We start from the raw sequence: 13,227 nt of genomic DNA, 5'->3' as shown, positions 1-13,227 counted from the left end.
ATTCTATTTATTTTTTAATATAACATTTAATATATTTTTTTATATAATAATAATTAGTATTAATTCATTGATTAATTTTTTTAAAATTATTTTTTTATTTAAAAAAATTTTTAAAAAAAAATAATTAATTTTCTGATTCTTTTTCTATTAAATTTATAATTTTGATATTTAATTCTAAATAATATAATTCTAAATTTTTTTATTTTTTTTATTACTTAAGTTTTATACTTAAGTTTTATTTTTTGTTTTAGTTTGAAAATTTATTTATGTTATATAATAAGATCATTAAAAAAATTATAACTGTAATGGAATTTTAAATAAAAATTAAATAGGTGATTGTTTTGAAAATTGTTTATGATGGATTAAAGCAAGGTAATGTTTATGATTTTGTAAAAAAATTAAATTATCCTAATCAACATATATCAGAATTTGTTGATAATAATGATAAAATTATTTTAGTAATTAAAACAGTTGGTTTCGGGGAATTATCCCAAGAAGCTAGAAATTTTTTGAAAAAATATTCTCATTTGGTTATAGGTTTAGCTTCTTCTGGTAATAAAAATTATGGTTTTAATTATGCCAGATCTGGAGATGTTGCTTCTAAAGAATTTGGTATTCCTTTAATTATGAAATTTGAAGGAAAAGGTTTTACAGAAGATGTTCAAAAATTAAATGAATGGATTCAAAATTATAATAAATTTGAAATTAATATAGGGGTGAGTTGTAGTTTGGATTATAAATGTAAAAATTTTTTTAAAAATCAAAATAAATTTTGTGATAATAATTCAATTTCTCGTTGGATTGTTTTAAATAATCAAATCATAGATGAAAATGGTAATATTAAGGATCTTAATAAAGATTTAGAAGCTTTAGATAGTTATTTGTCTGAAGAAATTAAGCCTAAATTAAAGAAATTTGATAATTTATCTGATAAATTAAAATTTTTAATTGATAATGAGTATTATGAGGAAGATTTTTTAAAACTTTATTCTTTTGATCAAATTCAAGAAATTTACAAAATAGCATATGATTATAATTTTCGTTTTAATTCTTTTATGAGTGCTTATAAATTTTATAAAGATTATTCTTTAAAAACTAGAGATAAAAAAAATTATTTAGAAACTTATGAAGATCGTTTAGTTATTAATGCTTTGTATCATAGTTCCGGAAATTTCGAATTAGCTAAGAAATTAATTAATAGTTTAATTAGACAAAATTTCACTCCAGCTACTCCTACATTATTAAACAGTGGGCTTAAAAAAAGAGGAGAATTTGTTTCTTGTTTTCTTTTAGAGGCCGGAGATTCTTTGAATGATATATCTCGTATTATAGAATTTACTATGCAATTATCTAAAATAGGCGGAGGAGTCTCTATTAATTTATCCAATTTAAGAGCTAAAGGTGAATCTATTAAAGGAATTGATAATGCATGCAAAGGTGTTATTGGTGTAGCCAAAATTTTAGATTATGTTTCTCGTTATGCTGATCAAATGGGACATAGATTAGGAGCTGTTGCTATTTATTTAAGTGCTCATCATGCTGATATTTTAGATTTTTTAAACTCTAAAAAATTAAATGCAGATGATGATATTAGATTAAAAACGTTATCTTTAGGTGTGGTAGTATCTGATAAAATGATTTCTTTAGCTAAAGAAAATAAAATGATGGCTTTGTTTTATCCTCATAGTATTTATAAAAAATATAAAATGAATTTTGCAGATGTTAGTGTTGAAATGAATAAATGGTATGAAATTTTGGTTAATGATTCTGATATTGATAAAAAATTTATAAATCCTAGACATCTACTAGAAACAATTGCTCAATTACAAGGTGAATCGGGTTATCCATATATTATGTTTTGTGATAATGCCAATAAACAAAATACTTCGAGCGGAAAAATTAAATTTTCCAATTTATGCACAGAAATTTTACAGCCTTCATTAACTTCTCATTACGCCCCTTATGATCAAAGAGATAAAGATAAAATTGGTATGGATATTTCATGCAATTTATCTTCTGGTCATATGGGTAATATGATTAAAAATAAAAATATTAAAGAGACTGTTTTTTTAGCTATGGAATTGATGAATTCGGTTTCTATAAAGAGTAATATTCATTATGTTCCGGGAGTATGTAAAGCTAATCGATTAAATAGGAGTGTTGGTTTCGGCATGATGGGTCATCATAGTTTTTTAGTAGAAAATATGATAGAATTTGGTAGCGAAGAAAATTTAGAATTAATTGATGTTTTTTTTAATGCTGTTAATTATTATTCTTTGTTACATTCTAATTTGAAAGCGAAAAAAACAGGTCAAAAATTTTTTAACTTTGAACAATCAACTTATGCTAGCGGCGAATATTTCGAAAATAGAAAAGCTATTATGCCTAAACTTCCCAAAATTAAAAAGATTTTTGAAGATATTGAATTACCTAATAACGAAGATTGGGATGAATTACGTAAAAACATTATAAATTATGGTTTATGGAATTCACATAGATTAGCTATAGCCCCTAATGGTTCGATTGGATATGTTATGTCTACTACTTCTTCTCTAACACCTATTAAACAATTAGTTGAAGAAAGAACTTATGGAAATTCTAAAACTTATTTTCCGGCACCTTATTTGTCTGATTTTTCTTTTATGTATCAAACTGCTTATCAAATTGATAAATTTAAACTAATAAATGTTATAGCAGTTGCGCAAAAACATATAGATCAAGGTATTTCTTTGGAATTATGTATTAATTCTGATATTAATACTAGAGAATTGCAAAAAATTTATTTATATGCTCATCATAAAGGAATAAAAACTCTTTATTATACTAGAACTAGAAAATTAAAATTATCCGAATGTGAAGCATGTTCTATTTAATTATTTTTTTTGGATAAAAAAAATATTTCTTAAGGAGAAAATGATTATGTCATTGTCGGTAAGACAAGTTTTAGATAAAGTGGTAGAAGAATTGTCTATAAGGTGTAGTCCAGAGGTTTTTAGAGCTAATTTTGTTAATATGAAAAATCCTTATAAAATAGAAGAAAATACTATTTTTATTTTAGTTAGTGATTTTATTAAAACTAAAATTATTTTACTGAATTATTTAGATTTAATTCAGGAAATTTCTAAAAAATATTCTGATAAAGACATTTTTTTTAAATTTTTGTCTGAAGAGGATTTGTTAACTAATTCTGATAAAAATATGGTTATAGATACTAATAATTCAGATAATTTTGATAAAAACAAATCTTTACAAATTGATTATTCTTGGGATTTAAAAGAATTTGATTTGAATTATAATGATAATTTTTCTTCTGGTTTGGAATCTAGGTATAATTTTGATAATTTTGTTACAGGAGCGAGTAATGATTTTACTTTTCGAATTGCTAAAAAAACTGCTAACGAAGAAACCTTATTGAGAGCTAACCCTTTATATATTTTTGGAGATGTTGGTTTAGGTAAAACTCATTTAATGCATGCTATAGGTAATTTTATAATGCAAAAAAATCCCCATAAAAAAATTTTGTATGTGAAAGCCGAAGGATTTATGGAAGAGTTTACTTCTAAACTGAAACAAGATCAAATGAATGAATTTCATGCGAAATATAGAAATTTAGATGTTTTATTAATAGATGATATTCAAATGATGGAAAATGCTAAATATACGCAAATAGAGTTTTTTAAACTTTTTGATCATTTGAATTCTCAACGTAAGCAAATAGTTATTACCAGCGATAAACCTGTAATTCAATTGAAAAAAATTATGGGTAGATTAACAAACCGTTTTCAATCAGGTTTAGTTAGTGATATTAAGAAACCCGATCAACAACATTGCTTAAAGATTATTCAAAAAAAGTTATTATCAATGCCGAGTAATTTAAGAAATAAATTAAATAAAGAAGTTTTAAATTTTATTTCTTTTCATTTTGGCGATAATATCCGCGAATTAGAAGGAGTTTTATTACGTTTATTGAATTATACTCAAATTTATGGTTTTGAAATGAATTTGACCAATTCATTAATCGCTTTAGAACCTTTATTAAAGAATAAAAATAATATTTCTCCTGAAGAGACTGATATTAGGAAAATTCAAAAAGTTGTTAGTCGATTCTTTAATATTAAAGTTAGCGATTTAAATGGTCAATCTAGAGATCCTCAATATTCTTTACCTCGGGATATAGCTATTTATTTAATTAAAAAAAGAAATAAAATTTCTAATGAAATGATAGGTTTTTTATTTAATAAAAGACATTATTCGACTATTTCAAAATCTTATCAGAGAATCAAAAATAAAATTAAAGTGGATCAAAATTTAGAAAAAAATATTCAGAAAATAATGTTAAAGTTAAATAATGATAATCTCGCTTTGGAGGGTTAATTCGAACAATTATGCATTTAGAAATTACAAAGGAAGTTTTATTACATTATTTATTGCAAATTTATAAAATACTTCCTCCTAAAACTCTTTTTCCTATTTTTCATTATATTAAAATTAAAGCTTTAAATAATGTTTGTTATTTAGAGGCGATGGATTATAATAAGAATATTCAATTACAAATTAAAGACACTGATTTATCAGTTAAACAAAATGGTTCTTTAGTGATTATAGGCAAACATTTAGTGGATATTATTAAAAAAATTGATTTTTGTTCGTTAGAAATGACTCTTGTAGAAGATTATTTATTATTTATTAATTCTAAAAATTCTGAATATAAATTAAAAGTTATTGATTTGCAATTTTTTCCTTCTGTTAGTTTCGATTTTGAATCTGATAAATTTTTAGTTATTAAAAAGGAACTTTTAAAAAAAATTATTAAAGAAGTTAATGTTGCTGCTTCTCGTGATAAGCAACAAAAAATTCTTATGGGAGTTAATTTTATTTATGAAAATTCTATTTTAAGAGTTTTGGCTACAGATACTTTTCGAATTGCACAAAAAGAAATATCATTAGATTTAGATTATTGCGATTTTAATATTACTGTTTCTTATAAAAATTTAGAAGAATTATATAAATTATTAGATTATCAAAAAGACGAATTCGTTAATATATCTATTAATAAACAAAAAATGATTTTAAAATGTGATAGTTTATTATTTCAAACTACTCTTTTAGAAGGAAAATATCCTGCATGGCCTATTATTAAGGTTGGTTCTTTTCCTTTTTTTGTAAAAATTAATAGATTAGATTTTTTAAAAACTTTAGAAAGAGTTTCTTTAGTTTTAACTAAAGAAGAAAATATTTTTTCTAATATTATTAGATTATATATTAGATTAGATAATATTATAGAAATTTCAGCTAGTAGTGATGAAATTGGTCAAGCTTCAGAGCGATTAAATTCTATTGAAGTTTTTGCTAATGAAAATGTGGAAACTTTTTTAAATGTTCAACATTTAGAAGATATTTTAAAGGTATTTGCGGTTAAAGAATTTAAAATGATTTTTGATAGTTTTGCTACATCTTTTGTTGTTTTTAACGAAGAAGATGCTGGTATGTTATATTTGTTGTTTCCTGTTGTTGGCAAAATATAATATTATTCGAAAATTAAAATATCGGTGGTTTTTTGGGGACATGGATTATCTTAAAAAAAAGGATATTACAATATATAATTTAATTTTAAAAGAAAAAAAAAGGCAAGAAGATTGTTTAACATTAATTGCTTCTGAAAATTTTACATCTCCAGCTGTTTTAGAAGCTCAAGGAAGTATATTAACCAATAAATATGCGGAAGGTTATCCTGATAAAAGATATTATAATGGTTGCTATTGTGTTGATGAAATTGAAAAAATAGCAATTTCAAGAGCTCAACAATTATTTAATGTTAAATATGTTAATGTTCAACCTCATTCAGGAACTCAAGCGAATATGGCTGTTTTACAAGCTTTATTAAAACCTAATGATGTTATTTTAGGTATGTCTTTGGATGCAGGAGGACATTTAAGTCATGGTTCTATTTTAAGTTTTTCTGGTATTTTCTTTCGTTCTTTTAGTTATAGTGTTTCTCCGGAGACAGAAATTCTTGATTATGAAAATATTCTTAAAATAGCTTATCAAGTGAAGCCAAAATTAATTATAGCAGGCGCTTCTGCTTATTCTAGAAAAATTGATTTTGTAAAATTTCGCCAAATTGCTGATAAAGTTAATGCTTATTTGATGGCGGATATTGCTCACATAGCGGGATTAATAGTAAGTCGTTTACACCCTTGCCCTTTACTTGCTAAGGTCGATGTAGTTACTTCTACTACTCATAAAACTCTTAGAGGTCCTAGAGGAGGAATTATTTTAACTAATAGTTTAGAGATAAATAATAAAATTAATAAAGGGATTTTTCCTGGAACACAAGGGGGACCTTTTATGCATACTATTGCTGCTAAAGCGGTCGCTTTTAAAGAAGCTTTAACAAATGATTTTATATTATATCAACAACAAGTGGTTAAAAATTCTTTGTGTTTAACTAATTGTTTAATAAGTTTAGGCTATCGTGTCATTAGTGGTACTACAGAAAATCATTTATTAACCATTGATATTACTTATAATAATCCGCAATTAAATGGTAAAATTGCGGCAGATATTTTGCAAAAAATTAATATTATAGTTAATAAAAATTTTATTCCTTTCGATAAAAAGAAAGGTTTTTATCCTTCAGGAATTCGATTAGGAACTGCTGCTATGACTACAAGAGGTTTTAAGGAGAAAGAATTTATTCAAATAGCTTATATGATAAATCGTGCTTTAAAAAATTATCAAAATGAAATTATTTTAGCACAAATAAAAAAAGAAGTTTTAACCTTAATCGCTAAATACCCTTTATATTGTTAAAAAATTAATATAAAATTTTGATTTTATTATGATATTTTAATTTAAATTTGGTGAATATGTTAAAATGTATTAGTGAATATTTTTTATCAAATTTAAATTATTCAAAGATCATTTTTATTGGTTATGAAAAAAATATCAATTTTATTTATTTAGAAAAGGATATAACTTATGAAAAAGACTATTAAACATCCTAATTTTTACGAAATCGAAGTCGCTTGTGCTACTTGTCATAAAAAACATAAAATTGGAACTACTGTGGAAAAAATTAAGATTGAAACTTGTTCTAATTGTCATTCTTTTTATACGAATTCTCAATCTTTTGTTACAGTCGCGGGTAGGATTGATAAATTTTATAAACGCTATGGGGGCGCAAAAAAATCCTAAATTTTATGCTATTTAACCAATAGCCAGGGCGGATATAAATCCTGAAAGGAGATGGTCGGTTTGGCAAACGAAAGAATGTTAGATTAAAGCAGACTATAAAAGCTGATTGTGACGAAAGCAAATTAGTCAAGACGATCCCGCCACCGAATAACTCGATGGAGAAGCCTGAAATGGCCTAATAAGGAAATTGCTGTAATGTTTAAACCTGTCTCGGAAGTTGCTTAAACGGACAGTCCAGAGCCTACTAATACATGACTCCGGTATTGAGTAGTTTATCAAAAAACCTGGAATTAGCCTCCCTAAAGAGGGCACCCCCCTAAAGAATTAAGGTCGAAATTTAGTGTAACTTGGAGAATTCTAAAACTAAGGAAGGGGTTGATAAATTATATCAATAACGGTTTCACCAGAAACAGGGACAAAATTTTATTCTACATGATTCAGATAAACCCCACCCCACCAATAACGCTTGTAAAGAGAAAGTTACAAAGAATTCCTAGAATGGTCAAGTTCAAATCCAATTTCTCAAAGCAAAAACCAAAGAATATGGAGATGAATACAATTGGTTAAGAAAAGGAAAGGTTAAGCGCGACGAAACATTAGCGGATAGAGACGAGTTAGAAATAATCGGGACCTATCAAACAATTGTCAGAGTTGTTATTCAATAATTTTGTTTAGATAATAAATGCGTAACTACAAGGAAAATCCTGATAAGATTGTAAGAATCTAACTGACCGTCTGAAGGCGGAACGTTTTGAGAATTGCGGCAAAGCAACCCAACTTCAAATTCATCACATGGGGACAATTCGCAAGGCGAATCGTCAAAGGAACATGAATAAAAGAATAAAAGTATTGTGTAAAGATTGCCATCATAAGATAACCAATCAACAAATGCATGGTATTAGAAAAATAAGAACAATAAAAATAAATAGCGAATCAGTCGCGAGACGAAATTAGTTCTCGAAAGAGAGTAAATTAGGGAAAGCGGTGTGCTGGGAAACTTGCTCGCACCGTTTGGACGGGGGCCAATTGTAAATAAAACAGTAAATACAAATCGCTGAATAAAACGTAATTAATCTATCCGTATTAAATTATCAGATGTCAAAGATGAAAATAAAAATTAAAAAAATAAATTAAAATTAATTATGTATCAACAGAGAGAGAGGTTATCTTTATAATGATGGTGGTAGATGAAGAAGGTTTTATTGAAGTTATTTGCGGTCCGATGTTTTCTGGAAAAACAACTGAATTGATTAAACGTATTAATTTATTAAAATCTTTGCAATTACAATTTTTAGTTTTTAAACCATTTATTGATAATCGTTATTCGTGCAAAAGTGAATTAATTAACCATAATTTAGAAAAAGCTCCTGCTATTTTAATTGGTCAAAGTCAAGAAATTTTTAATTTTATGAAACCGGGCATTGATTTTATAATTATTGATGAAGCCCAATTTTTAGATTCTGATATTGAAGTAATTGTTAATGATTTATCTTATCAAGGTATACGTATTATTATAGCGGGTTTAGAATTAGATTTTCGTGGTAGACCTTTTGGTTCTATGCCATATTTATTATCTATTGCTGATAGAGTCACTAAGTATAGATCTTATTGTTTTGTTTGCGGAAAAGAAGCATCTAGAACTCAAAGAATTTATTCTAATTTGAAAAATAAATTTTCAATTGAGGAAGAACCAATAATTTTAATAGGTGGAAAAGATTATCATGAGCCTTGTTGTCGAAAATGTCATAAATTTAAATTTTAAATTATTTTTATATTAATTTTGTTTTAGGTTTGTATTTGGTTATGAAAAAAAAACATTTTTGGTTTATGAAAGAAGCTTTTCAGGAAGCGCAAAAAGCTTTTGAAAAAGGAGAAGTTCCTGTAGGGGCTGTTGCAGTAATAGATGATAAAATTGTAGCTAGAGCCCATAATAATACAGAAAATAGCCAATTATTCTTTAGTCATGCAGAATTTTTAGTTCTTATAGAAGTTAATCTTCAAATAAAAAATTATAGAATGAATATGGTTGATATTTATGTTACTTTAGAACCTTGTATGATGTGTTTTGGAGCTTTAATTCAATCTCGAGTTAATAAAGTTTATTATAGTGCTTCTAATGTTAATTTTAATTTTTATCATAATTTTTTATATATCTATAATAATTTAAAATATCATGAAAAATTTGTTAAATTATTTATTTTTGAATTAGAGAGTCGGAATATTTTAAGAAAATTTTTTTCTAATTTAAGACATAAACATTCTTATAATTGATTTTTTAATGTATAATAAGTTAGGTGATGATGTTTAAATTATATATTTAATAATTTTTTTAAAAATCATCATTCAATGTTAATTAAAATGAATTTGGTCAGATCTTAATTGAAGCAGCCATAAATTTTATTGCATGTGAGTGGTGATTTTTAAGAAAATTTGTTATATAATTTATATATATAAAGATAATTTAATTTTGAATAAAAATAAATAGGATAGGTTTAACAATTTGGGTTTTAATTTTTGGAATGAAAGTAAATTTCAGCTTTTACCTTTAGTTTTTGATTCTGTCAAAGGCGAACCTTTTCATGAGGATGAATATAAATTAGATCAACAACAGGTTAAAATTCAATTTTATTATTTGAAACAAAATGAATATCAAGATAATTTTACTAAATTAAATCAGTATGTTGTTTGGACTTTAAAAGATAATATTTATCGAGTTTTTATAGATAAATTTTATTATGAAAAATTTAGTATTTTATATCAACCTGAAATTAATATTTTTTTTATTAAGTATATTTTGAATTCTTTAAAAACTTATAATTCTATGTTATTAAAGAGATATTTTTATATATTTTGCGGGTTTTTATTTTATGTATTAAATGTTATTGTCTTTTTTAAATTAAATTATTTTTTAGGTAATTTCAAATTACTCTTAATATTCTTATTTTTTCTGTTATTTTTGATTTTCTCGTTATATTTAATTAAAAATCAAAATAGTATTTTTGTAGATAAGAAAAAGAAATTATTTCAAGAATTTAAAAATAATATGGAAAGTTTTTTAGGAAAAGAAGTTACGGAAAAAATTTTATTAGAACATAAAGAATATTTAGCTTTTATATCTGATAAAATAAAAAATGAAAATGAATAAATTTACTATTTTTATCAGAAATTTAATTTAAAAGATGACAATTTTTTCAGAAAGGCATGCTTAAAATGAAATATTACCAAACTATTGTAGTGGGCGGTGGTCATGCCGGTGTAGAAGCTGCTTTAGCTTTAGCAAAACAATCTTATAAAACTTTGTTAATCACTGGTAATTTCCAACAAATAGCTTCTCTTCCTTGTAATCCTTCTATAGGTGGTCCAGCTAAAGGTGTGGTTGTGAGAGAAATTGATGCTTTAGGTGGTATTATGGGAAAAGCTGCTGATATTTGTCAAATTCAAATGAAAATGTTAAATACTTCTAAAGGGCCAGCTGTTAGAAGTTTAAGAGCTCAAATAGATAAAATTAAATATCCTCAGTTTATTTTAAAAACACTTAAAAAAACTTCTAATTTAACTTTAATAGAGGATTTGGTCGAAAATTTAATTATTCAAGAAAACGATTCATGTGTTAAAGGAGTTAAATTAATTAGCGGCAAGATTATTTATAGTGATATCATTATATTGACTACAGGAACTTATTTAACAAGTAAAGTTTTAATAGGTTCTAAAATTATAAATTCAGGTCCTAATAAAGCTCCTACCACTTATGGTATCAGTGAACAATTAAAAAAATTTGGAATGGAAGTTATTCGTTTAAAAACAGGAACTCCGCCTAGAGTTCATAAAGATACTATTGATTATAGTAAAACTGTTGAACAAGCAGGTGATAACATTTTTCGAACCTTTAGTTCTCCTCCGATTATTAATGATTTAGGTGTGCAGAAATTATGTTTTTTGACTCATACTAATAATGATACTCATCAATTAATTCGTAAAAATTTACATAAATCGGCAATGTATAGCGGTTATATTTATAGTTCTGGTCCACGTTATTGTCCTTCTATAGAAGATAAAATAGTAAGATTTTGTGATAAAAATAGACATCAATTATTTATTGAACCTGAAAGTTTGTTTTCTGACGAGATGTATTTGCAAGGACTATCTATGAGTATGCCTTGCGAAGTACAAGAAGAAATTTTAAAAACTATTCCAGCTTTTTCAAAAGCTAAAATTGTTAAATACGCTTATGCCATCGAATATGATGCTTTTAATCCTAATCAACTGTTTCATACTTTAGAAAGTAAAAAAATTAAAAATTTATTTTTAGCTGGTCAAATTAATGGTACTAGTGGTTATGAAGAAGCTGCCTGTCAAGGACTAATTGCGGGAATCAATGCAGCTTTAAAACTTCAAAATAAACCTCCTTTTATCTTAAAACGTAATGAAGCTTATATTGGTGTTTTAATTGATGATTTAATTAATAAAGGGACTTATGAACCGTATCGTTTATTAACTTCTAGAGCTGAATTTCGTTTATTATTGCGGCATGATAATGCGGATTTAAGATTAATGCCTTATGGTTTTAAATTTGGTTTAGTCGATCATAAAACTTTCGATTGGTTAAAAAGCAAACAAGTGAAAATTGATTCTTTAAAAGAAAAATTAAGTAATTTTTATTTAGATATAGAGGATTTTCGTAAATTAAATATTCATTTTGGTTCTCGTCGTATGAGTTTATATCAGTTATTAAAAAGATCTGATTTACAAGAAGATATTTTATATAATTTTTTTTCAAATCAATATTCTGCTGATGTTATAGAACAAGTAGGAATTCAAATTAAATATGAAGATTATATTTTAAAATCTGAAAAAGAAGTTAAAAAAAATTCTTATTTGGAAGAAAAAATAATACCTAATAATATTGATTATCAAATGATTAACAATTTATCTCAAGAAGCTAAAGAAAAATTAACTAAAATAAAACCTTTTAATATAGCTCAAGCTTCTCGTATTTCTGGAGTTAATCCTGTTGATATTAATATTTTATTAATTTATTTGCAAAAGTATAGTAATTCTCATGTATAAATCATGTTTACAAAAAAAATTCAAATTAAATCAATTCCAAATGATGAAATTTCATACATATGCTATGTGTTTATCCAATTCTAATAATCAAATAAATTTAACTTCGATATTAGAACCTGAATTAATATACATTAAACATTTTTATGATTCTTTATTAGTGTCTTCTTTGGTTGATTTTAATCAAATCAATTCTTTGTGTGATATGGGTACAGGAGCAGGTTTTCCGGGAATTCCTTTAAAAATTGCATTCCCTCATTTAAATTTAATTTTAATTGAATCTTCTTATAAAAAAACTATTTTTTTAAAAAGTTTGGTTAAAAAAATATCTTTACAAAATGTTTATATTTATAACCATAAGATAGAAAAACATCATCTTCGATATGATTATCTTATAGCTAGAGCTTTAGGACGATTAAATATTATTTTAAAATTGGTTTATCCTTTGTTAAATAATCAAGGTAGTTTTATTGCAATGAAAGGTCCTAATTATGATAGAGAGTTTATAAGTGATAAAATTTTTGATAAATTCCGATTAAAAGATAAACAAATGGTTAATTTGCCTAATCAAATAGGTACTAGAGTAAATTTATTATTTAGTAAATTGATATAATTTTATTTTATTTACTCACGATTGTTAATTTATAATTTTTTATTATCTTGATTTAATTTTAATTGATAGTTTTTTCTTATTTATTGTTAAATTTAATTCTTGCGATTGTTATCTTTTATTTATATATAAATGGCGTTATTTGATAATAATTTTAATTCCAATAGATTAAATAGATATAGAGAAAGCGCTATTAGAGAAAATAATAATGATAAAATTCTATCAACAAAATTTTAATATTCTTTTTAATTTTTATATTGATAGTATTTTTAATCAATTAATTATCAATCGAATTAATTTAAATATTTTTAAATGGGATTTTGGAATAATTTTGGTAGTTCGCTCTGGTTATATCT

General features: G+C 24.9%; 11 protein-coding genes. All 11 read left to right on the top strand.

All coding sequences use genetic code 11. From position 1 onward, the window contains the following. Positions 1-332 precede the first annotated feature (332 nt). The 11 genes from nrdE (at position 333) to rsmG (ending at position 12,874) form a co-directional block, all read left to right on the top strand. Positions 333-2,873, top strand: coding sequence for a class 1b ribonucleoside-diphosphate reductase subunit alpha (gene nrdE / locus OC698_RS00180; protein WP_304512742.1), 2,541 nt, complete (start codon positions 333-335; stop codon positions 2,871-2,873). 46 nt (positions 2,874-2,919) lie between these two features. Beyond that, positions 2,920-4,374, top strand: a complete 1,455-nt coding sequence (gene dnaA, locus OC698_RS00175) for a chromosomal replication initiator protein DnaA (RefSeq protein WP_304512741.1) — start codon at positions 2,920-2,922, stop codon at positions 4,372-4,374. Between the two features lie 11 nt (positions 4,375-4,385). Further along, positions 4,386-5,525 carry a DNA polymerase III subunit beta gene (gene dnaN / locus OC698_RS00170; RefSeq protein ID WP_304512740.1) on the top strand — a complete coding sequence of 380 codons (1,140 nt, stop codon included), beginning with the start codon at positions 4,386-4,388 and terminating at the stop codon, positions 5,523-5,525. A gap of 40 nt (positions 5,526-5,565) precedes the next feature. Beyond that, complete coding sequence (gene glyA / locus OC698_RS00165) at positions 5,566-6,813, top strand: serine hydroxymethyltransferase (RefSeq protein ID WP_304512744.1); 1,248 nt, start codon at positions 5,566-5,568, stop codon at positions 6,811-6,813. 168 nt (positions 6,814-6,981) lie between these two features. After that, positions 6,982-7,197, top strand: coding sequence for a 50S ribosomal protein L31 (gene rpmE / locus OC698_RS00160; RefSeq protein WP_304512739.1), 216 nt, complete (start codon positions 6,982-6,984; stop codon positions 7,195-7,197). Positions 7,198-8,025: 828 nt separating this feature from the next. Next, positions 8,026-8,151: a hypothetical protein gene (locus OC698_RS00155; RefSeq protein ID WP_304512738.1), complete on the top strand. Its 126-nt coding sequence runs from the start codon at positions 8,026-8,028 to the stop codon at positions 8,149-8,151. Positions 8,152-8,374: 223 nt separating this feature from the next. Next, the gene (locus tag OC698_RS00150) at positions 8,375-8,959 is read left to right on the top strand and encodes a thymidine kinase (protein WP_420887771.1); all 585 of its coding nucleotides are present in this window, start codon (positions 8,375-8,377) and stop codon (positions 8,957-8,959) included. A gap of 41 nt (positions 8,960-9,000) precedes the next feature. Beyond that, positions 9,001-9,468, top strand: a complete 468-nt coding sequence (locus tag OC698_RS00145; protein WP_304512736.1) for a nucleoside deaminase — start codon at positions 9,001-9,003, stop codon at positions 9,466-9,468. Between the two features lie 229 nt (positions 9,469-9,697). Continuing rightward, a complete protein-coding gene (locus OC698_RS00140) occupies positions 9,698-10,342 on the top strand; it encodes a hypothetical protein (protein ID WP_304512735.1) in 645 nt (214 codons plus the stop codon). 65 nt (positions 10,343-10,407) lie between these two features. Then, a complete protein-coding gene (gene mnmG / locus OC698_RS00135; RefSeq protein ID WP_304512734.1) occupies positions 10,408-12,264 on the top strand; it encodes a tRNA uridine-5-carboxymethylaminomethyl(34) synthesis enzyme MnmG in 1,857 nt (618 codons plus the stop codon). Beyond that, the gene (gene rsmG / locus OC698_RS00130) at positions 12,257-12,874 is read left to right on the top strand and encodes a 16S rRNA (guanine(527)-N(7))-methyltransferase RsmG (protein WP_304512733.1); all 618 of its coding nucleotides are present in this window, start codon (positions 12,257-12,259) and stop codon (positions 12,872-12,874) included. Before mnmG ends, rsmG begins: the two co-directional genes overlap by 8 nt. The last annotated feature ends 353 nt before the right edge of the window (positions 12,875-13,227 follow it).

Origin of the sequence: Candidatus Phytoplasma gossypii (genome assembly GCF_030586975.1) — a bacterium.
GTDB classification, from domain to species: Bacteria; Bacillota_I; Bacilli_A; order Acholeplasmatales; family Acholeplasmataceae; genus Phytoplasma; species Phytoplasma citri.
Note: the sequence above shows the minus strand (reverse complement) of the source record. Positions and strands in the feature narration are given on the sequence as shown.